This is a genomic window from Lactiplantibacillus fabifermentans DSM 21115 (assembly GCF_000498955.2).
Lineage (GTDB): Bacteria > Bacillota > Bacilli > Lactobacillales > Lactobacillaceae > Lactiplantibacillus > Lactiplantibacillus fabifermentans.
The window spans coordinates 1-20,814 of record NZ_AYGX02000070.1; the positions used below are offsets into that span (position 1 = coordinate 1).

A 20,814-nucleotide genomic window follows, 5' to 3' on the forward strand; every position below is an offset into this window, starting at 1 on the left:
AGCTGATCTTTTTTGTCCGAACAGCGTTCGGATTAATTTTACAATCTACCTTGTTACTAAATATTGGTATTCGGTATTTTTTTCATGAGAATTAATCATATTTTGAACCAACGAATTTTGTTGCCCAGTACTCGAATTAAAAAATAGTGTTGCCAAGAACCGCAATCAATAATAATTCTCAGATTGGTGTGCCGAAATCCACTAGATTCTTAATGAATAAAATTATGGAACACATAATTATACACTGCATCATTGTAAAACATAGTAACGCACATTTAAGTAACTATCCATTGGCTTTCATAACTGCCCTTACTAAGCTGTCAGTTTTATTATGAGACCCGATTAGCCACAGGGCCTTGTCAACAATCGTCCAGTCCAATCTGTTCCGATTGCATGCCGATAAAAGTTCTTTTTGGGCCGGTAAGACATAATCGTAATAATCAAATTTTGGGGACTCCGGTACAGAAAATACACCGGTTTTGAACAGAATTCTAGCATCATGTATATCCACTGGAACTAGAACTGCCGCCATATTTTTCAACGCCGGGTTAAATTTCAAACCATGAATAGCCCGCACCAGCATCCCACTGATTTTCGGGCCATACCCTCTTAATTTCTTAATGTTTTTCAGTAGCTCATAGGCATCATTAGTACTGGTAAATAAATTAATTGGTTCACCGCCATAGTTCTGAATGATGAAGTTTGTGTTTTCTATCCATGAGCGTAGTAGCGCATTGGGATACCTGGCACCTAACCTTTTAACGATAGCATTAAAGATATCATCTTCGCTTAAATTAATAATCGTGTTTGGGTCAAAGTATTCTGAGTGTTCTTCATACAATCGTTTAGCTTTCTCATACATATTATTGGATTTTAACCCATGATCGTTACAAGCGATGTAATACAAAAAACGAGCATGAAATTTTGAACCTTTTTCGACACCTTTGGGGACCTGATTGCCGATTAAATTAGCCTGAGCTCCTAAGAAGAATGAATCATTATAGTACTGCTTATTTAGTAGTCTAACTAACATATCTGCTCGTGCGTGATTGATTTTCAAAAGACTACTCTTATGAAATTCAAAAGTCTGCAGAATGCTATTCACAAACTCATAGACCTGTTCGATGGGTTGAGAAGCATCAATTTCAATATATGTAGAATCTACTTGAACTTTGTTTTCATAAAACTTGTTAACTCGCCTAAGAAATTCGGTGGTATGTAAGCATTTACGATTCTGTGACGAAGTGCGCTTCCTAGAAGTTTGTTCATCTATATGAAAGTAAAAAGTCAAATCAGGCTTTTTAAAGGGAATATTGATTTTATGAACAAAGTCATGAGTATCACTGTCTTCGGAGTTTTCTTCTGCATAACGATAAGCTAATGCATAGTCAGCATAGTGGTTCCAAATAACAATCTTATTCGCCTTAAGTGCCGGGATGGTTTTATTTTCGTATATCCAAGCCCAATCCGCTGCAAGAGAATATTTTTTTGCTAAGTTTGCGCCCTTATTTTCTAATATTTCATGTAATGCTCCACCTAACGGAGATTCAAACATTTCACAAAATTCATACTGAGAAACATTTTTTCTTTGCTTCAATAACTTCATGACAGTTGTCTTACATGCACCATCAATACCTTCAAATGCCACTAACATCAAAACCACTTCCAAATTAAAATATAATTTTCAGGCCGTCTGAGCTACCATGGAATGCTTTTTCACTGCTTGCCGGCCCTCACCAACATACTTAAAGCTCACCGAATAGTACATAGTGCTCGGATACAATATATTGAACCATTGTTACCGAATGTATACCGACGACTACCTTCGTTCTTAATTTATTAACCCACGCAGGCAGTCGTCTCGTTCGAATTTACACCGCATTCCGCAAAAATCAATAATAGTCCTCTTCATAATGGATGAGATTCACGCTAAATATTAGTATATTATTAAAAAAAGATGTGTTGAATGCCATTTATTTTTAATACTTCGGCAAAAAAACTAATTCGTTACAAAAAAGCTTCGATATCGAAGAGATACCGCAGCCTTTTTGAATTTGTGTGATTAGCTTATTCATTTTTTTAATTTGCTGCAGCTTGTTGACCCGCTAAACGACCAAACGTCTGCGCGTGGCTTGCCGCCAAGCCCGGTACTCGGTCAGGATAACTGCCAAAGAAGAAGCCCCCACTATCGTTACCGGCAGCGTACAAATGCTTGATTGGTTCATACTTTTCATTAATGACAGCCATTTGCTTATTGACCCGTAAGCCATCGGAAGTACACAAGATTCGGCCGCCAAGAATACAGCCATAATAAGGCTTTTGCTCCACTGGCGTTAAGCGATAAGCTTCTTTACCAAAGTCTTGGTCAATGTTGTCTTTAACAAGTTCATTGTTCCGGGCCACGGTTGTCTTCAACGCATCAACTGGTAGCTGCAACTTTTCGGCGAGTTCTTCAATCGTATCGGCTTTAACGACTAAACCTTTATCAACGTATTGTTGCGTATCGGCTTCCAGTTTTTCAGCACTGGCCATGTACCCTGGAAAACCGACCCGCGCACAACCTAATGTGTGGAATTGTTTCGCATACTCACCGTAATTGGCATCCCAAATCATGGCATATAAGTAGCCTGGTTGTTTGCTGGCCGCATTAACAATGAATTGATATGGGACGGATTCATTGGCGAAGCGTTGCCCACGTAAGTTGACTTTCAGTAACGGATGACTTCCCAGCCAGAGCCAATCTTGATAGGTCGCCGTTTGAACAAACATATCATCAGTTTTAGTGCCAACGGGAACTAAGCCGCGGTCAAAAATACATTCTGCCGGTTCTTCATCCTTAATAGCACCCACGTTTAACGCCGACGTAATCCCGGCACCGTTATTGCGTGGGCTATCATTATAAACATTCTTCTTTAATGCTAACGGATTCCAAGCCTTCAACAAGTCTTTATTGGCCGAATAACCGCCCGTACATAAGATAACACCTTTGCTAGCATTAACTTGCAAATAGGCCCCCGTCGTCAAATCTTTAACAATTGCTCCGGTCACGACATCATCCGTCTTGACTAATTCAACTAACGCTGTGTTAAACTTCAAGTCAACACCCATATCGGTAACTTTTTCTTGGAACCAGTCACCGTAAGAGGCAAAGGTCTGATCATCAATAGTCGGATCATTTTCAGTTGGAAAGCCTTCATAAGCGCTACTAGTGACCATTGCATCCGGTTCAGAACGTAAATGGGCCCCGTGTGGCTTCAAAATATTATCTTCGACCCAATTAACGGCTTCCGCACTATGGTTCGCCCAATGGTAGAGCAACCCTTCGTCAACGTTATGTTGCGCAAACGCCGCCAAATATTCCACTAAATCATACTTGTTAATCGTTAAGCCGGCGCGCTTTTGCGCATTTGTCCCAACCGCACCTAAGCCTAAGCGCAACAAATTAATGGTGGCTTCTTTTTCAATCACCATGACTTGCGCGTGTTTTTCTGCCGCAGCCGCGGCCGCCATCATACCGGCATTTCCCGCTCCAACCACTAGCACATCAGTCGTGACGGTTGCACTGACCGTACCGTCAAAATCAAAATGATCAACGTTCCATTGATTACTCATAATTAACCCTCCAATTTGTGAACACTTAATTAAATAAATCAATCATCTGACTTTGACTAATCCTTACTTAGTCATCTCTGATTAGTCAAGGCTAGATTGTTATCGTTTACATTGTTCATGTTATCACGATAAAAAGCGCCCGTGAAACGCAAAAATGTTATTATTAATAAGGAAAACTGATAACTAAATTGAAGGTGACTTTTTTGAATATTGATCACTTAAAAATCTTTACCAATTTGGCACAAACTTTGAATTTTTCATTGACGGCCAAAACAATGAACATTTCTCAGTCTGCCGTTTCCCAAGCAATCAAGTCAATTGAAAACGAACTTGGATTCACATTATTTAATCGTACGAAACGGCAAGTTAGTCTCACTAGAAGTGGCGCCGCGTTTGAACAACGCATCGAAGCCGTCCTTGCCAACTTCGACAAAGCAGTCATTGACAGCCGGGAAATTTATCAACGTGAACGCAGCAATCTCACGATTGGTACAACCGGCACGACTTTTGAAGCCCACCTACTGCCGCTAATTATTCGTAACTTTTGTGATACTGATGACCAAATTAAACTTTACTTGGAGACTTTTAATCACAACCAACTCAAGCAACATCTACTTAACCAAGAATGTGATTTGATCTTTACGACTCAAGATGACGTCGCCGATACACCGCAGATTCATTTCACCCCGCTAGTCACAGGTTACTTTTGTGCGTTAATTCCTCAATCAAACCCATTAAGTGCTGCGCAACAACTTGATTTGTACAATCTTGACCAGCAAAACCTAATCATGTTGACTAATGATTGGTGTCCACCATTACAATTACAAATGCAAGACCAACTAAAAAAAGCTTGTCCGGATGCCGATTTGACTTACGCTGATAATGTCACGACCGCTACAACCATGGTAGCCGCGGGTCTGGGGAGCTGCGTCATGCCCAACTTTATTACTTGTGCCAGTCAAGCCAGCTTCAAGATTGTTCCCCTCAACGTGACCACGCCACTCGCTTATGGCATCGCCACCTTAGCCGACCATCCCGCCCCAATTGCATTAAAATTCATCAAACAAGTTCAACGTTACGATTCATTGCAACAAAAAAACTAAGCAACATGGCCAGCGGTCAACGTTGCTTAGTTTTTGTCGGTAATTTGCTCATCCATCGCATCAGCAGCTTCGCGTCCATAGTCAGCACCGTCATCTTGTGAGCCAATCTCACGATTAAAAGCAGCAATTTGTTCAGGATCATCATTCCAGATGTCAGGATACTTGTGTTCATCGTTAATCATAACGCCACCTCTTGCCACTAGTATAGCAACAATCGCTTATCAATAGCGTCGATTAGCACTTTCCAAATCATTGCAACCGCGGCAACAATTCCGCCAGCGTCGTCACCGTTCCTAACCGGTCAAACATTTCATCAAAGAAAAATTGATGCCGAACTAATTTACGGTCCGCACATGCATCTTCGACAACAATTAACTGATAGGCATTTTGAAACGCATCCAACGCGGTCGCATATACCCCATTGGACGTAGAGACGCCCGTTAAAATAATATTTTGAATGCCGTGGCGGCGTAACTGTAAGTCCAAGTCGGTGCCAAAGAATGCCCCCGGATTGTGCTTAGTAATCTTGACCACATTAGTCGCATCAGCGTCATTGGCAATCTCCAGCGCTAATTTGCCATCATCCCCGGCATGGTCCAAGTCCCGTTCATCTGGTCCACTCACAAACGGATACAATTGTCGAAATGTAGCCATCTTAACACCAACTAAGGCAATTAAAGCTGGGGTGTTCTTTAACGCCGCTACCAATTGATTATTAGCCGCCAACACTTGTTGCGCATCGCGGGGATATAATGGTTGGGCATCCAAAATATTATCTTGCAAATCAACGATCACTAACGCCGTTTGCCGTAAATCTAGTTTATCAGTCATTTAAGCACTCACTTTCTCTTTCAGCCGTGAAAAAAAAAGCCAACCGAAAAATCGGTTGACTGCCATAACTCAATCAATGACCTAAGCCACCTGATTAAGTTTAAATTGCGTTGATTTAGCCGCGACGACGTTCTGGGATACGAGCAGCTTTACCATGTAATTCACGTAAGTAGTATAACTTAGCGCGACGTACACGACCTTGGCGAACGATATCAATCGCTGCAACCCGAGGAGTGTGTAATGGGAAAGTCCGTTCAACACCGACACCGTTACTGATCTTACGAACAGTATAAGTTTCGCTGATACCAGAACCGTGACGCTTAATAACGACACCTTCAAATAATTGGATCCGTTCGCGAGTACCTTCAACGACACGGGCGTGAACGCGGATCGTATCACCGGCACGGAAATCAGGGATATCTGTCCGGAGTTGTTCATTAGTGATCTTTTCGATCAATGAGTTTTGACGCATAATATGTTTCTTCCTTTCGCCGATATTCGTGACAGCTTGGTCAGCGGAATGTCGTTAATGGGCATAATAGCCAATAAATAGAATACCACATCCGCCACGACAGATGCAAGAATTTTTTAATTAAAACCTTAGTAGCCTTCAGCGTCCGATTTAATATCCGCTAACATTTGTTTTTCTTTGCCAGATAACTGCATTTTGGCTAACATATCTGGTCGACGTTCATAGGTCCGCTTTAAAGCTTGTTCTAAGCGCCAGTCATCGATTTTACCATGGTCCCCGCTCAATAAGATGTCTGGCACGGTCATGCCACGAAAATCGGCCGGACGGGTGTATTGGGGATACTCTAATAATCCCGATGAAAATGAATCGCCGGGCGCCGATTCTGAATTGCCTAACACCCCTGGAATCAAACGGACGGTCGCATCAATCATCACCATCGCCCCTAATTCGCCCCCGGTCAAGACATAGTCGCCCAAGGACACTTCATCAGTCACGAGTGACCGGATACGTTCGTCATAGCCCTCATAATGGCCACAGATAAACGTTAAGTGGTCTTCTTTAGCAAAGTCTTCAGCGACCTTTTGATTGAACTGATAGCCGGCCGGATCGAGTAAAATAACCCGTCCCGGTTCGGGATGTTTGGCATTAACATCCGCTAACGCGTCAAAAATCGGTTGTGGTTGCAGTAACATCCCGGCACCACCACCATAAGGATAATCATCAACGTGATTATGCTTATCAGTCGTAAAATCGCGGAAGTTGGTCACGCCAACGTCAATCACGTTATTTTCAACGGCATTCCCAATCATTGATTCATGCAACGGGCCCTCAAACATCTGCGGGAACAAACTTAAAATATCAATCCGCATTAGTCGATCAACCCTTCCATCAATTCGACCGTCACTTGACCAGCCGCTAAATCAACCGTCTTGATAACTTGCGGAATTTTGGGCAACAAGACATCACTTTGACCATGGTCACGTTGGACAACCCAAACGTCATTAGCGCCCGGTGACATGATTTCTTTAATCGTGCCCAAAGTTTCACCGTCAGTCGTTACCACGGTTAAACCGATGATTTGATGGTAGTAATATTCGCCTTCAGGTAAGTCTTGCAAAGCTTCTGCCGGCACTTTAATCGTCCAAGTTTTATACTTTTCAACATCATTAATGTTATTGAGCCCTTTAAAGGTCAGAAAAACTAACCCCTTATTGGCACGGGCCTTTTCAATCGTGACAGGTACGCCCCCGGTTGTCGCATTAATATCTTTGAACAAGACCAATTCTTGGCCCTTTACAAAACGCTTCTCAGGAAAGTCCGTCACCACCACCACTTTCACTTCACCGCGAATGCCGTGGGTGTTCACTAAGGTTCCGACTCGATAGTAATCCATTGGTACCTCCTCAAATTGCAATTTAACTTTAATTAACTTTTTTAGTTGGGTTTAATTATCAGCCAACCACCACAAATACACAACTTTTAAGTCTAATAAAAAACTCTCGAACAAAACATCACTGCTTCGCTCAAGAGTTTTTTGATTGTCCATCTTCGATCGTAAGACGAACACGTTTAGGTCCTGAAACTCGGACACTATACACGATCGTCCGAATTGCCGAAGCAACTCGTCCTTGTCGCCCAATAACACGACCGATATCTTCGGGATTAACCGTTAAGTTATATTCCAAGTATCGATTGGTTTCTTTGAAATCAATCGTGATATCGTCCGGATATTGAACTAATGGGGTGACGACCGTGGTGATTAAAGCTTTAATATCTGCCATGATCTATTACCGCTTTATTATTTAGTGAACTTAGCTTCGTGGTACTTCTTCATGATACCGGCTTTAGATAAGATATTCTTAACCGTATCTGAAGGTTGGGCACCATTGTTTAACCAACCGAGGATATCTTCCTCTTCAAGTTTAACTTGGGCTGGTTCTGTAAGTGGGTTGTATGTGCCGACTTGGGCGATAAAACGACCATCACGTGGTGAACGTGAATCCGCAACAACAATCCGGTAAAATGGATTTTTCTTTGAACCCATCCGCTTTAAACGAATCTTGACTGACATTTAAACACCTCCCGAATTCTTTAACAGATAATAATATACCAGTAATTCAATAGCTTGTAAAGGACTTTTTCTTGACAGGCTAAAAAATGTTTAAAATTAGCGTTTCCGCCGGCGCATAGCTTGGGCTAAGCGCTTCTTTTTCTTCTTTTGGGTCTGGCGAACCATGCGTTTCATGGCCATCTGTTGCATCTTGCCACCGATACCGCCACCACCGTTGCCAGCACCGCCCATCAAACCTTCCATCCCAGCGAAATTGCCTTTCGACATTTGATTCATCATCTTTTTCGTTTGGTTGAATTGTTTGATCATGCGGTTAACTTCGTGTATTGGGCGACCAGAACCGGCCGCAATCCGCCGGCGTCGCGAAGGATTCAAAATATCCGGATCTTCTTTTTCTTGCTTGGTCATTGAATACACAATGGCACGGATATGAGCAATATCTTTCGGGTCCATATTGAAGTTCTTCATCGCCGGGTTGTTCGCCATCCCGGGAATCATCTTCATGATATCTTCCATATTCCCCATCTTATCGACTTGGTCAAGTTGGTCAATGAAGTCATTGAAGTCGAACGTGTTTTCACGAATCTTCATGTTCATTTCTTCAGCTTGTTTTTCGTCGTATTGTTGTTGAGCCTTTTCAATCAAGGTCAACATGTCACCCATGCCTAAGATGCGATCCGCCATGCGGTCCGGATGGAAGACATCGAGATCGGTCATCTTTTCACCTTGACCAACGAACTTGATTGGTTTGCCAGTGACGGCGCGAATTGATAACGCGGCCCCACCACGGGTATCCCCATCTAACTTGGTCAAAACAACCCCGTTCACATCGAGCCGTTGGTCAAACCCTTCAGCGGTGTTGACGGCGTTTTGCCCGGTCATGGCATCAATGACTAACAAGATTTCATCCGGGTGGACTAAATCTTTAATATTAGCCAATTCATCCATTAATTGTTCATCGATTTGCAACCGCCCAGCCGTATCAATAAAGACATAGTCATTATGATTAGCTTTAGCTTCCGCCATCCCTTGACGCACAATTTCAACGGGGTCAACATCGGTCCCCATTTGGAAAACGGGCACATCGATTTGTTCACCAACTTGTTGTAATTGTTGGATAGCGGCGGGCCGATAAACGTCGGCCGCAATCATTAATGGCCGCGCGTTTTCTTCGTTTTTGAGCTTTAATGCCAATTTCCCAACAGTGGTCGTTTTCCCGGCCCCTTGTAACCCAGCCATCATAATGACGGTTGGAATCTTGTCGGATTTATTGAGCGGTACCGCTTTTTCACCCATCGTCTTAGTTAATTCTTCATTAACAATCTTAACGATTTGTTGGGCCGGATTTAATCCTTCGAGGACTTTGGCCCCCAAAGCACGTTCCCGTACGGTTTTAACGAAGTCTTTAACGACCGTAAAGTTAACGTCGGCTTCCAGTAATGCCAAGCGAATTTCGCGCATCGTGTCCCGCAAATCACTTTCGGAAACTTTCCCTTTCCGTCGGAGATTCGTCATTGCTTTTTGTAAACGTTCCGTTAGGCCTTCAAATGCCATTAGTTTCACCTAACCTTTATATTATTCTGAGTCAGCTTCTAAGTTGACTAGTTGTTGAATCATTTTTATTAATGCTGCATCGCCATGATAATGGGTCTTAATATAGTCAGAAATGGCGTCGACTTGTTCATTGCGCGCCACAAACGCCTGATATAATTTCAGCTTGCTCTCATAGCCTTCTAAAATTTTTTCAGTCCGTTTAATGTTATCGTAGACGGCTTGGCGGGAAACCGAAAACTCTTCCGCGATTTCGCCCAATGAGTAATCGTCCCCATAATATAATTGAATATAAGCTTTTTGCTTATTCGTTAATAATGGTTCATAAAACTCAAATAACGAATTAATGCGATAATTTTTTTCGATTTCCATGTGGTAGCTCCTTACGCTAACGGTTTGACTACATACTAATTTAGAGTACCGATTTTTTCTTGATACGTCAACTCTCAGCCGCCATTTTCAGGTAAAAAATGAAAGAGTTTACGATAATCGTCGAATGTTAGCCGTCATCCAATGAATAAGTGCGCTCGTGCTGAAATCAGCCGATGCCAAATGGTAAACGCTGACTTCGTTTTTGAGCGCATCTTACATCGCTAAGACGTTTTGGGGTTCTTTTTCAAAAGTGGTTATTATGACTGTGAGTTAACCGTATTTCACGATAGCAAACAAACAGAATGGTACCGACCATCAAACTGAATTAGCCTAACGCCATTATCATCCCAGAATCAAACTTGCTGGCAGCGACAATAACCAGCTTCAAGAAAGAACCCGTTTTTGTTCTCATTTAAGCTAGTCAATGCTCATCAAAAATAAGCAAAAACGCCCGGCAACAATGTGTGCTGAGCGTTTTCTTTCATTAAGCTGAATTTAGCAGTTGGTTGACCGTAATGGAATCCGTCCTGAAGGTGGCGTTGACGGCCGTCTTTTGGCCGTCTACACCACGGGCGTCTTTTGAGACCTGCCTTTTGGGCTCAAAAGCGAGGTTCAAGACGCTCCTCAGGCTTGGACCGGTCCTAGGACCGATGGAATTACGGTCAGCCAACTGCGGCAATTATTTGCTAATCAATAGCATCGTCTCAACGTTTCAAACCTGACTAGCCGGCGATAATATCTTTGAATAAGCCGTAAACGAAGTCGTTGGCGTTGAATGGCCGTAAATCGGTCACTTTTTCACCGAGACCCACATACTTCACTACTAAGTGTAATTCGTTACGAATGGCTAATACGATCCCACCACGGGCTGTCCCATCAAGCTTCGTTAACACAATCCCCGTCACATCGGTCGATTGGTTAAAGATTTTAGCTTGATTCAAGGCGTTTTGCCCGGTGGTCGCATCCAAGACTAACAAGACTTCTTGTGGGGCATCCGGAATTTCACGCGTGATGACCCGCTTGATTTTTTCAAGTTCGTTCATCAAGTTAACCTTATTTTGTAAGCGTCCGGCGGTATCAACAAACAAGATATCGTAATCTTCGGCTTTCGCCTTCTTAACGGCATCAAAACAAACTGAGGCTGGATCACTCTTTTCAGGACCCGCCACGACGTCCACGCCGTCACGTTGACCCCAAACTTGTAATTGTTGAATGGCGCCGGCTCTAAAGGTATCACACGCCGCTAACAAGACCTTCTTGCCTTGTTGCTTGTACATATTCGCCATTTTACCAATCGTGGTCGTTTTACCGGCACCATTGACGCCGACAAATAAAATCACAGTCGGACCAGACTTCGCCATATGAATCGAATTATCTTCGCCTTCACCAGCTTCACCATACATATCAACTAATTTTTCAACAATGACACTCGAAATCTCTTTTTTACTCTTCGCATTTTTAAGTTTAACTTCGTCGCGTAGCTCATCACTGATACGCATCGCCGTTTCGTAACCGACATCGGATTCAATTAGCGTATCTTCCAGTTCGTCGAAAAAGTTTTCATCGACATGGCGGAAGTTCGCTAAAAACGCATTGATGCGATCGCCAAACGTTTTCCGTGACTTCTTCAAGCCTTGGTCATAACGTTCAGCTTCAGTTGGTTCGTCATCAGTCGTTGCCGCATCGTCCGTCGTCGCAGTTGATTCCGCCGCGGGAGCTTCACTTTCAGCCACGGAGGCTGCTTCTTTAGTTACAGTTTCAGGCGCTTCACTGGTAGTCTCAGATTCGGCTACCGGTGCTTCGCTGGTGACTGGCGCTTCTGAAGCGACCGCATCAACTTCAGAATCGGCAGCCGCACTCACTGCGGCTTCACTGGCCGTCGCTTCACTAATGGCTGGTTCACTGGCAGCCACCGTTTCACTGGCGCTGCTTTCAACGGCTGTGCTAGTTGCGGCCGATTCAACGGGTGCGTCACTTTCAGCCGCGGGTGCGGTACTTTCGACTGGTTGTTCACTAGTCGTCGCAGTCGCCGTACTATCACTAGTACCAGCTTCGGCTTGACTAGCCGTACTTTCCGCGGCTTGACTCGTGTCAGCAGCTGCGGATTCGTCGGACTCAGGGAGACTAAAGGCTTTTTTGAGGCGACTAAATAATCCCATAGGTTCCACTCCTTTATTTATGGTTCAATATTTTGATCAGCTTTTAAATCGTCTAAGGAAACCGAAACCATCTTGGAGACCCCAGACTCTTCCATCGTAACACCATATAAGACATTCGCATGCATCATCGTCCCTTTACGGTGCGTAATGATGACGAACTGGGTGCCCGTCTGGAAATCGTGCAAATATTGGCTAAAACGGTCAACGTTAGCGTCATCTAAGGCCGCTTCGGCTTCATCTAAAATACTAAACGGTACTGGTCGGACGGCTAAAATGGCAAATAACAACGTAATTGCCGTTAACGCGCGTTCACCGCCGGATAACAAACTCAACCGTTGGAACTTCTTGCCCGGTGGCTGTGCCATAATATCGACCCCACTCGTAAGTAAGTGTTCTGGGTCAGTCAAAATTAATTGCGCTTGACCCCCACCAAACATTTGGCTAAAGATACCGCTAAACTGTTCCGCAACTTGGTCAAAAGCCGTCTTAAAGCGGCTAGCAACTGTTGTATCCAAGTCAGCCATCGTTTGTAACAGATGTTCTTTGGAGGCTTTCAAGTCCACGGCTTGGTCATTCAAGAAATTATACCGTTCCGAAACGCGGTCAAATTCTTCAATAGCGCCCAAATTGACTGTCCCAATCTCATCTAAGCCCCGTTTCAAGAGCTTCAATTGTTCAGTAATGGCTGGCAAGTCTAACTCACTGACATCCGTCTCAGCCGCCGCTAAGGTCAAGCTATACTTTTCAGCTAAGTCGGCTGTCGCATGGTCCACTTCACCGGTCAGCTTCGTTTGACTCAATTCTAAACGGCGATAATCATCAGTCGCCGCCGCAGCGAGTTGTTGCGTCCGCTTTTGCTTATCCGTGAAGTCTTCAATGGCGTCATTTAAGTCCGCCAATTGATCCTGCGCATCCGCTTGCTTAGCTTCCACACTTTGTTGTTCCGCGCGCGCTTTCGTCAAGATAGTCGTCCGTTCTTGCACCGACAATTGTTGACTCGCAAGGTTCGTTTTGACTTCCGCTAAACTAGCCGTTGCCGTCGTCTGCGTCGTTTGTTGTTGCTTAATTTCCGCGTCACATTGGGCTAACTGCTGTTGAGCTTGCTTACAACGTTCTTTTAAGGTGACTAACTGTTCACGCTGCGTCTGCAACTTACCCGCTTGGGTTTGTTGGTAGCGCTCATAGTCTTGTTGTTGCTGCTCGATTTCCGTCATCTGCTGTTGATAATCTGCGAGCTTTTTAGCATTGGCGGCCAGAGCCTTTTGGTTGGCAGCCACTTGATCGTCATAACTATCGTCAGCATTTTGGCGTTGTTGTTGCTCGTAACCCAAGGCTTTAACTTGGCGGGCCAAACGTTGCTGTTCACTCTGCGCCGCCTTTAGTTCCGCCTGGGCCTGACTCAAGTCACCATTGAGCGTATTCAAACGCTGTTGGCTCGTCTCAATTTGCGCCGTTAAATCTTGGCTAGCTTGTTTGGACTTCTCTAAGGCTTGTTCGCTCGTGACTAACGCGGCTTGCATTTGTTCAATGTCGGCCGCCAACTTTTCGGCTTGCTGTTGCTGTTGCAATAAGCCATTGTCATCATGGCGAGTCGCCCCACCGGTAATGGCCCCGCTAGCGGCAATCGTTTCACCGCCGACCGTGACTAATTTACACCGGAAACGCCGCGTCCGTGAAATGGCCATGGCGTGGTCCAAGGTATCCACCACCACAGTCGTCCCCAGCAAGTAACGTTTGATACCAACAAATTGTTGGTCACAGTTCACAAGTTCACTGGCAATCCCGAGAAACCCAGCTTGTTGTTGCAAATCCTGTTCAGTATTAACTGCCAGTTGGCGGGACTGAATCCGTTCAACCGGTAAAAATGTCGCCCGACCCGCATGGTTTTGCTTCAAGAAGTTGACGCCGGCCTTCGCCGACGCTTGCGTATCACAGACAATGTTTTGCAACTGGCCACCTAAAGCAACTTCAATGGCTTTAGTGTAGTCAGCTGGTACCGTCAGTAATTCTGAGACGGCCCCGGCAATTCCAGGCAACTGACTGCGGTGCTGCAAAATCATCCGGACACCAGCATAGAAATTCGTGTAACGTTCTTGGACCGCCTGAATACTTTCCAGTTGCGATTTGGCTTTTTGCATCATGCCAGCCGCATCGAACCACCGTTGTTGTTGGGTATCGATATTTTTGGCAGTTGTTTTTAGCTGTTGGCGTTGTTGCTGTAAAACGGCTTGTTGGTGCGCCACTTGATTGCTGAGTTCGCTTTGGTCATGATTTTGCACATCAACTTGCGTTTCAGCTTGTTTCAAACTGGCTTGCGCCGTCGCCAAGCGTTGGGCTAAAGCATCTGTTTGTGAGCCAGTTTGTTGCTGCTGTTTGACTAAGTTTTTCGCTTCGTTATTTAACGAGGCCTGCGTTTGCTTTTCATCAATAAATGCATTACGCAGTTTAGTCAACTGGTCGGCCAATTGTTGGCGACCGGCTTCACTGGTCGCCGTGGTCAAGTCATCAACCGACGTTTGTAACGCCGCAACTTGCGCTTTTTGGTCCGCCAACTGTTTGGTTAACTGAGCCTTTTGGTCGGCCAGTTCCACTAAGCGTTGTTCGGCGGCCGCTAGCTCCGCTTGCAGCCGTTTTTGGGTTGCTTGCTGATTTTGCTGGCGTTCCGCATCGACCCCTTGTTGACCTTGCGTATTTTCAATCGTCTTGGTCAACGCCAAGTTTTTAGTGGCTAACTCATCTTTTAGGCGGAGCTGTTCCGCTTGCGCTTTTTTGAGCTCGGCCATCTTGGTCGCATCGGCATCAGCCGCCGTTTGATATTGCTGGACTAACGTCTTCGCCTGCGCCAACTTTTCGTTAACGGTCACTAATTGGTCATGCGCAATCGTGACTTTTTTGACTAGGCGCGAGCGGTCTAAATAATCAAATTTTTGCTTTTGGTCTTGATAATCACGTGCCAAACTAGCTTGTTCTTCCAGCGGGCCTTTTTGTTGTTCGAGTTCGGCGATAATATCGTTGACCCGGTCCAAATAGTCCGTCGTTTCCACTAATTTATTTTCCGTCGTGATTTTATCTTTTTTATACTTCAAAACGCCGGCAACATCTTCAATGATGCTACGGCGATCTTCCGGCTTGGCGTTAAACACCGCTTCAACCCGGCCTTGCGAGATTACGGAAAATGAATCTTTACCTAAACCGGTATCGACCATTAAATTCGTAATATCTTTTAAACGACAAGCTTGATTATTAATCAAATATTCACTGTCGCCATTGCGGAATAGTTTCCGCGTAATACTGACTTCGGCATAGTCGAGTGGTAAAAAGTGATCACTGTTATCAAACGTAATCGTCACTTTCGCCATATTTAACGGCTTACGGTGCGCCGAACCGGCAAAGATGACATCGGACATTTTTGTCCCCCGTAAGCTTTTGACGGCTTGTTCACCCAAAACCCAGCGAATCGCTTCGATAATGTTACTCTTACCACTACCGTTTGGGCCGACAATGCCAGTCATACCGGCTTGAAAATCAATTTTCGTTTTATCGGCAAATGATTTAAAGCCGCTGATTTCTAATGATTTAAGTTGCATTCGACACAAACTTCCTGTAAATAGTCTTAGTCCGTTAAACTAGTTTAATCTTGCTTTTGTTGCAATTTGCTGTACGCTTGGCGCGCCGCACTTTGTTCCGCTTCTTTTTTCGAATGACCCCAACCTTCACCGATTTTTTGCCCATCGGCTAACACGGCAATCTCATACGAACGTTCGTTGGCGGGACCGTCTTGTTCGATCAAGTTGTAATCAATTTGCACGTCGCCATCACGTTGTAAGTATTCTTGTAAAGTCGTCTTATAATCAAAAACCCCGTCAAAACGGCCTTCGTCCAACTTAGGAAAGATCACTTGATGGACGAACTTCAATACGGGCTCGCGACCTTGGTCTAAATATAAAGCGCCGACAAAGGATTCAAAAATATCACACAGTAAGGAATCACGCTCCCAAGCCTTAGCTTTTTGTTCCCCTTTACCTAAACGAATATATTTGGGAAAGTCACACTCGCGGGCAAAGCTAGCGAAGCTGTCTTCACAGACCATCGCTGCTCTGAGGCGAGTCAACTTACCTTGGGGCATGTCTTTATAGCGTTTGTATAAATACTCGGAAACGGCTAATTCCAAGACGGCATCTCCCAAAAATTCGACCCGTTCATAAAATTTTAAATTTTGTTCTTGATGTTCGTTGACGTAAGAGGCTTGGGTAAAGGCTTCCGCTAATAAATCTTCGTTATTAAAGACAATCCCAAAACGTTCCTTCAACATCGCTGCTAATTCAGTTATCATTTGTGCAATCCTTTCTGGTTTTAAAATATCGATACAATACAACATTATACTATAAATTCGCCCAATATCCCACCAAAATAGCGTCTTAATCCCGGTACGGTAGGCTTCTCTCGCAATCATCACTCTGAAACACCAATAAAAATAATATTAGAACATTTATAAATGTTATGCTATGCTACCGTTAACCTTTAACAAATGCTGTGGTTAAGGCATTTTTAGCCACATCAATTGTTAAAAGCATTGACAATCAATGCCCACTTAGTCCCCTTACTTTTTATGATTAGGAGTTGTTTTTTACCATGTCCAAAGGTGTTTTACTTATTAACCTCGGTACCCCCAACAGTCTAGCCGTCGCGGACGTGCGCACATACTTGCACCGCTTTTTAAGTGACCCGCGCGTCATTGACATGCCCCGCTGGCAATGGTTACCGATTTTAAATTTAATGATTTTACCAAAACGGCCCCAAAAATCAGCGCAACTATACGCAAAAATTTGGTCGGATGAGTATGGCTCACCCTTGTTGCACTACACGCAACAACAAACCGCGCAGTTACAAGCCAAACTCGGTGCCGATTACGCCGTCAAGTTCGCGATGAGTTACAGTGATCCCGACATTGCGACCCAATTGACGGCCTTTGAAACGGCCGGCATCACCGACTTGACTATTATTCCAATGTATCCGCAATACTCCACTACGACAGTCGGTTCGGTCGTCGATGATATTAATCGTTTTTACTACCGGCGGGCGCAAGTGCCGAACTTACATATCATCACTGATTTTTGTGAGCACCCCGCCTATATTCAAACCATGGCCACTAAGATTAAAGCCGCTTGGGACGCCGGTGATTACGACCAATTATTATTTTCATATCACGGTATCCCAACTAGTTATGTTAAAAAAGGCGACCCGTACTTACAACGTTGCCAGCTCACGACCAAATTAATCACCCAAGCGTTGCCAGATATTCCTTATACGGAAAGTTTCCAGTCCAAATTTGGCCCCCAAGAATGGCTGAAGCCAGCTACAAGTGATGTCTTGCAACAGTTCCCAGCACAAGGGATCAAAAAAGTTTTAGTAATCGCGCCTAGTTTCGTCGCCGACTGTTTAGAAACCAATTATGAATTAGCCATCGAAAACCGCGGTTACTTCACGGAAAGCGGCGGTACCACTTTTACGACTATTCCGGCGTTAAATGCCGATATGGCGTTTACTGATGTGTTACAGCAACTTGTCCAACCATAAAGAGTGTGAAAAAAGGCGGTTAGTTTGCGAGCATTAACGTGGAAGTGGCAATTATGCCCGGGCTTTGGGTATGGTTGCCGCTTCCGGGTTAAGCGGAACAAACTGCCTTTTTTCACACGTTTCGACCATCAAAATAGTAAAAAACTAAATTGGTGCCTGATGAAAGTAAACTTTCATCAGGCACCAATTTTCTAACAAATTTTAGGATGTTTATTTTTTATATACCCAGATAAACCAACCAACATAGTCCAAATACAACTTCATAAAGCAGTAATAGGCCAATATAATATAACCAGTTCAAATAAAGTGGAATATGTGTTTTAGCCGGGATTAAGGCCTGCGCCGCTGCCATATAACCGATGGCTTTGGCAGCTAATTTTAATGACCAGATAAAGGCCGCGGTGACAATTATCGTTCCAATCACGGCAACTATCGCCAGTAATAATGCATTCTCAAAGTTTGTCCCAAAAACATCCGGGAAAAAGAACCATCCAAAAATGCTGGCAATGATTAACGCGCTTAGCCACATACATAAGTTAAGCCAAAATCGGCTTTTTTTACGTAACCGTGCACCAACCGAATCGCTCTTAATAAATGATTTTTGGGCTTTTAGGATTGCTCCCATCTCAGTTTTACTGATTGATTTCCCCATCAAAGCACGCACGTTTGCAACCAAATATAAAACTGCAAAAAGAAGAAACACAATATCTGTCGAAAAAATCACTGCTACATATAATCTCATTCTCACACCCCTAAAGCCAATCATTTTCCCTAATTTCTGATGATTACCCCAAAACCATCAACACGTACACGATGCCACTCATGGAGACAACCATTAGCGCCATAGTCATCCAAGCTAGCCATGTCGAATAAACATCCAGACGGGTGCTCTCTGGCAAAGTCAGTTTAAGTTCCGCTGCGGCCAAAACTTTCTTAAATTGGCGATCAGTTTGTTGAACCCTCACAAAACTAATCGTTGTCAGCCCAACTAAAACGGCCACCACAGCCACGAATAATTTAATTTGCGTATATTGAACCCCGATTGCAAACCAAAAATTCATCCTACCAATGGTAAGGGCTGATAAATATCGAAACATCCGATACCACACTTGTGCCCGTGTCTTAACCCGACGTGCCGATTGGTGCTGCTCGTAGTATGCTGCTTCCGCCGCCGTAATTTCTGCGACCGTTGCCTTACTAACTGAATTGCCCAATGCAACTCGGAATTGTGCAACTAACATCAAGAATGCAAACACACCCCAGACAAGTGCCACCGAAATCAAAATAGCTATATATAATTTCATCCCTAAATCCTTTCAAAGTTGTATATTCCCCGAAGTCACTTTTTGCCATCACAACAAAAAAATGCGACTAGCATACACGGTGCAACCACAAATCATGGTCAAACCATCGTCATTATTCAAAAATCAATCTAGCTGGCGGCTAACCGTTATGTAATCCGCCATGCGGGTGGCGTTAACGGGATTGTTTTTCATCCCGTTTACACCACGGACGTCTTTTGAGACTTGGGGTATAGGCTCAAAAGCGAGGTCCAAGACCGCTCCCCAGGCTTGGACCGGTCCTCATTGCGGATGGAATTACGATCAGCCGCCAGCGGCAAGTCCATATTCATAAACCGTTAAAAAAGCCGAAAAAAAACGATGACCATCATCATATGATCATCGTTGATTTAAATCAGACAAAGCGTCCGATTAAATTATTTAGCTTGATGTTCGGCAACATAGTCCACAACTTCGCCGACCGTGTTTAGCTTTTCGGCATCTTCGTCAGAGATTTCACTGCCGAAGGTGTCTTCCAATTCCAAAACAAATTCAACGAAATCAATTGAATCAGCATCTAAATCGGTTTGTAAGTTCATTTCATTGGTTACTGTACTTTGTTCAACTTCGAAACGGTCCGCAATAATGGCCGCAATCTTATTGAAAATTTCTTCTTTCGTCATGTAAAATATCCCTCACTAACTTGAATTCACTAAAGTATTCTAATCGTTTTCAGCGGGCTTGTCTACACTTGCTTGTTGATTTGCTTGCTGGTTGGCAAAGTAATCCGCCACCCCCGGCACTAAATCAGTGTTGACCATTTGACGAATCTGGCGAATCGTGTTGACGATAGTTGGTGCTTTGCTGGAACCATGCGTCTTGACAACCGGTGCTTGTAAGCCTAATAAGACCGCCCCGCCGTATTGTGAATAATCCATTTGTGACCGGATTTGATTGAAGCCATTCTTCAACAATAAGCCACCTAATTTACCACTGACACCCGTATTATAAACGGCATCCTTAACTAAGCCTAACATCGCCCGCGCCGTGCCTTCGATACTCTTCAAAACCGCATTACCAGTGAAGCCATCCGTCACGACCACATCCGCGACCCCTTTTAATAAGTCCCGGGATTCCACGTTACCAACAAAGTTAATATCAGCGGTTTGTTGTAATAATTCAAACGCGGCTTTGTGGACTTTGTTGCCTTTGTCATCTTCCGTCCCATTGTTTAACAATGCGACCCGTGGTTGTTTAGCTTGCATCATGCGTTCTGCGTAATACGTTCCTAAAACGGCATATTGTTGCAAGTTCAACGGCTTGCTATCGGCATTGGCGCCAATATCCATCATGACAAAGTTCGATTGGTTGGCATTACGCACGACGGGTAAAGTCGTCACTAATCCCGGCCGGTCGATACCTTTAATCCGACCAACGATAAATAACCCCGCCGCTAAAACTGCGCCCGAGTTACCGGCTGAGAAAAAGGCGTCGGCTTGCCCGTCTTTAACGGCTTGAGCCGCCATCACGATTGAAGAGTGCTTTTTACGTCGCACGGCCCGGACTGGTTCGTCTTCCATGGTGATGACTTCATCTGCATTAATCACTTGAATACGATCACGATTTTTTAAATGTTGGTTGATAACATCGCGTTGGCCATATAGTAAAAAGACCGTATCTTCAAATAAATCGCGGGCTTGTTCGACCCCTTCAATAACTGCGGTGGGGGCATAATCGCCACCCATGGCATCAATTGCAATTTTAACCATTAGTTTGTACCATCCTC

At 44.2% G+C, this 20,814-nt stretch carries 20 protein-coding genes; 2 read left to right on the plus strand and 18 right to left on the minus strand.

Going from position 1 to position 20,814, the window contains the following annotated elements; translation table 11 throughout:
* Positions 1 to 283: 283 nt before the first annotated feature.
* On the minus strand, positions 284 to 1,654 hold the full coding sequence (locus DY78_RS05695; protein ID WP_024625624.1) for a dTMP kinase: 1,371 nt from the start codon (positions 1,652 to 1,654) through the stop codon (positions 284 to 286).
* 425 nt (positions 1,655 to 2,079) lie between these two features.
* Positions 2,080 to 3,612: an FAD-dependent oxidoreductase gene (locus DY78_RS05700; protein ID WP_024625623.1), complete on the minus strand. Its 1,533-nt coding sequence runs from the start codon at positions 3,610 to 3,612 to the stop codon at positions 2,080 to 2,082.
* A gap of 203 nt (positions 3,613 to 3,815) precedes the next feature.
* Here DY78_RS05700 and DY78_RS05705 point away from each other — a divergent pair, with 203 nt between their 5' ends.
* Positions 3,816 to 4,715 carry a LysR family transcriptional regulator gene (locus tag DY78_RS05705; protein ID WP_024625622.1) on the plus strand — a complete coding sequence of 300 codons (900 nt, stop codon included), beginning with the start codon at positions 3,816 to 3,818 and terminating at the stop codon, positions 4,713 to 4,715.
* Between the two features lie 26 nt (positions 4,716 to 4,741).
* Here DY78_RS05705 and DY78_RS16100 read toward each other — a convergent pair whose 3' ends face one another.
* The 12 genes from DY78_RS16100 to rnc all read right to left on the minus strand — a co-directional run bounded on the left by DY78_RS16100 (position 4,742) and on the right by rnc (position 16,504).
* On the minus strand, positions 4,742 to 4,897 hold the full coding sequence (locus DY78_RS16100; RefSeq protein ID WP_156093433.1) for a hypothetical protein: 156 nt from the start codon (positions 4,895 to 4,897) through the stop codon (positions 4,742 to 4,744).
* Positions 4,898 to 4,964: 67 nt separating this feature from the next.
* The gene (locus DY78_RS05710) at positions 4,965 to 5,546 is read right to left on the minus strand and encodes a cysteine hydrolase family protein (protein ID WP_024625621.1); all 582 of its coding nucleotides are present in this window, start codon (positions 5,544 to 5,546) and stop codon (positions 4,965 to 4,967) included.
* 115 nt (positions 5,547 to 5,661) lie between these two features.
* A complete protein-coding gene (rplS, locus tag DY78_RS05715; RefSeq protein WP_024625620.1) occupies positions 5,662 to 6,018 on the minus strand; it encodes a 50S ribosomal protein L19 in 357 nt (118 codons plus the stop codon).
* 128 nt (positions 6,019 to 6,146) lie between these two features.
* Positions 6,147 to 6,887 (minus strand): tRNA (guanosine(37)-N1)-methyltransferase TrmD, encoded by a 741-nt coding sequence (trmD, locus tag DY78_RS05720; protein ID WP_024625619.1) that lies wholly within the window; start codon positions 6,885 to 6,887, stop codon positions 6,147 to 6,149.
* The gene (gene rimM / locus DY78_RS05725) at positions 6,887 to 7,411 is read right to left on the minus strand and encodes a ribosome maturation factor RimM (protein ID WP_024625618.1); all 525 of its coding nucleotides are present in this window, start codon (positions 7,409 to 7,411) and stop codon (positions 6,887 to 6,889) included. Before rimM ends, trmD begins: the two co-directional genes overlap by 1 nt.
* Positions 7,412 to 7,541: 130 nt before the next feature.
* On the minus strand, positions 7,542 to 7,799 hold the full coding sequence (gene khpA / locus DY78_RS05730; protein ID WP_024625617.1) for an RNA-binding protein KhpA: 258 nt from the start codon (positions 7,797 to 7,799) through the stop codon (positions 7,542 to 7,544).
* 17 nt (positions 7,800 to 7,816) lie between these two features.
* On the minus strand, positions 7,817 to 8,089 hold the full coding sequence (gene rpsP / locus DY78_RS05735) for a 30S ribosomal protein S16 (protein ID WP_003638633.1): 273 nt from the start codon (positions 8,087 to 8,089) through the stop codon (positions 7,817 to 7,819).
* Positions 8,090 to 8,185: 96 nt separating this feature from the next.
* Complete coding sequence (gene ffh / locus DY78_RS05740) at positions 8,186 to 9,643, minus strand: signal recognition particle protein (RefSeq protein WP_024625616.1); 1,458 nt, start codon at positions 9,641 to 9,643, stop codon at positions 8,186 to 8,188.
* A gap of 21 nt (positions 9,644 to 9,664) precedes the next feature.
* Positions 9,665 to 10,012, minus strand: coding sequence for a putative DNA-binding protein (locus DY78_RS05745; RefSeq protein ID WP_024625615.1), 348 nt, complete (start codon positions 10,010 to 10,012; stop codon positions 9,665 to 9,667).
* A 722-nt stretch (positions 10,013 to 10,734) separates the two neighbouring features.
* The gene (gene ftsY, locus DY78_RS05750; protein ID WP_024625614.1) at positions 10,735 to 12,171 is read right to left on the minus strand and encodes a signal recognition particle-docking protein FtsY; all 1,437 of its coding nucleotides are present in this window, start codon (positions 12,169 to 12,171) and stop codon (positions 10,735 to 10,737) included.
* A gap of 17 nt (positions 12,172 to 12,188) precedes the next feature.
* Positions 12,189 to 15,758: a chromosome segregation protein SMC gene (smc, locus tag DY78_RS05755; protein WP_024625613.1), complete on the minus strand. Its 3,570-nt coding sequence runs from the start codon at positions 15,756 to 15,758 to the stop codon at positions 12,189 to 12,191.
* A 44-nt stretch (positions 15,759 to 15,802) separates the two neighbouring features.
* Complete coding sequence (rnc, locus tag DY78_RS05760; RefSeq protein ID WP_024625612.1) at positions 15,803 to 16,504, minus strand: ribonuclease III; 702 nt, start codon at positions 16,502 to 16,504, stop codon at positions 15,803 to 15,805.
* A 299-nt stretch (positions 16,505 to 16,803) separates the two neighbouring features.
* Between rnc and hemH the strand changes: the two genes are divergently transcribed.
* A complete protein-coding gene (gene hemH, locus DY78_RS05765) occupies positions 16,804 to 17,748 on the plus strand; it encodes a ferrochelatase (RefSeq protein ID WP_024625611.1) in 945 nt (314 codons plus the stop codon).
* A 217-nt stretch (positions 17,749 to 17,965) separates the two neighbouring features.
* On the opposite strand, the gene DY78_RS05770 is transcribed toward hemH, so the two are convergent.
* The 4 genes from DY78_RS05770 to plsX all read right to left on the minus strand — a co-directional run bounded on the left by DY78_RS05770 (position 17,966) and on the right by plsX (position 20,797).
* Positions 17,966 to 18,490 carry a hypothetical protein gene (locus DY78_RS05770; RefSeq protein ID WP_024625610.1) on the minus strand — a complete coding sequence of 175 codons (525 nt, stop codon included), beginning with the start codon at positions 18,488 to 18,490 and terminating at the stop codon, positions 17,966 to 17,968.
* Between the two features lie 43 nt (positions 18,491 to 18,533).
* Complete coding sequence (locus DY78_RS05775; RefSeq protein WP_024625609.1) at positions 18,534 to 19,052, minus strand: hypothetical protein; 519 nt, start codon at positions 19,050 to 19,052, stop codon at positions 18,534 to 18,536.
* A 413-nt stretch (positions 19,053 to 19,465) separates the two neighbouring features.
* Complete coding sequence (gene acpP / locus DY78_RS05780; protein WP_024625608.1) at positions 19,466 to 19,711, minus strand: acyl carrier protein; 246 nt, start codon at positions 19,709 to 19,711, stop codon at positions 19,466 to 19,468.
* A gap of 39 nt (positions 19,712 to 19,750) precedes the next feature.
* Positions 19,751 to 20,797 (minus strand): phosphate acyltransferase PlsX, encoded by a 1,047-nt coding sequence (gene plsX / locus DY78_RS05785; protein WP_024625607.1) that lies wholly within the window; start codon positions 20,795 to 20,797, stop codon positions 19,751 to 19,753.
* Positions 20,798 to 20,814 lie beyond the last annotated feature (17 nt).

Coding starts and splice junctions, on each gene's coding strand:
- rimM (WP_024625618.1), bottom strand. CDS start 7,411: ATGGATTACTATCGAGTCGGAACCTTAGTGAACACCCACGGCATTCGC.
- smc (WP_024625613.1), bottom strand. CDS start 15,758: ATGCAACTTAAATCATTAGAAATCAGCGGCTTTAAATCATTTGCCGAT.
- trmD (WP_024625619.1), bottom strand. CDS start 6,887: ATGCGGATTGATATTTTAAGTTTGTTCCCGCAGATGTTTGAGGGCCCG.
- khpA (WP_024625617.1), bottom strand. CDS start 7,799: ATGGCAGATATTAAAGCTTTAATCACCACGGTCGTCACCCCATTAGTT.
- ffh (WP_024625616.1), bottom strand. CDS start 9,643: ATGGCATTTGAAGGCCTAACGGAACGTTTACAAAAAGCAATGACGAAT.
- hemH (WP_024625611.1), top strand. CDS start 16,804: ATGTCCAAAGGTGTTTTACTTATTAACCTCGGTACCCCCAACAGTCTA.
- DY78_RS05745 (WP_024625615.1), bottom strand. CDS start 10,012: ATGGAAATCGAAAAAAATTATCGCATTAATTCGTTATTTGAGTTTTAT.
- acpP (WP_024625608.1), bottom strand. CDS start 19,711: ATGACGAAAGAAGAAATTTTCAATAAGATTGCGGCCATTATTGCGGAC.
- plsX (WP_024625607.1), bottom strand. CDS start 20,797: ATGGTTAAAATTGCAATTGATGCCATGGGTGGCGATTATGCCCCCACC.
- rpsP (WP_003638633.1), bottom strand. CDS start 8,089: ATGTCAGTCAAGATTCGTTTAAAGCGGATGGGTTCAAAGAAAAATCCA.
- ftsY (WP_024625614.1), bottom strand. CDS start 12,171: ATGGGATTATTTAGTCGCCTCAAAAAAGCCTTTAGTCTCCCTGAGTCC.
- DY78_RS05775 (WP_024625609.1), bottom strand. CDS start 19,052: ATGAAATTATATATAGCTATTTTGATTTCGGTGGCACTTGTCTGGGGT.
- DY78_RS05700 (WP_024625623.1), bottom strand. CDS start 3,612: ATGAGTAATCAATGGAACGTTGATCATTTTGATTTTGACGGTACGGTC.
- DY78_RS05695 (WP_024625624.1), bottom strand. CDS start 1,654: ATGTTAGTGGCATTTGAAGGTATTGATGGTGCATGTAAGACAACTGTC.
- rplS (WP_024625620.1), bottom strand. CDS start 6,018: ATGCGTCAAAACTCATTGATCGAAAAGATCACTAATGAACAACTCCGG.
- DY78_RS16100 (WP_156093433.1), bottom strand. CDS start 4,897: ATGATTAACGATGAACACAAGTATCCTGACATCTGGAATGATGATCCT.
- DY78_RS05770 (WP_024625610.1), bottom strand. CDS start 18,490: ATGAGATTATATGTAGCAGTGATTTTTTCGACAGATATTGTGTTTCTT.
- DY78_RS05710 (WP_024625621.1), bottom strand. CDS start 5,546: ATGACTGATAAACTAGATTTACGGCAAACGGCGTTAGTGATCGTTGAT.
- rnc (WP_024625612.1), bottom strand. CDS start 16,504: ATGATAACTGAATTAGCAGCGATGTTGAAGGAACGTTTTGGGATTGTC.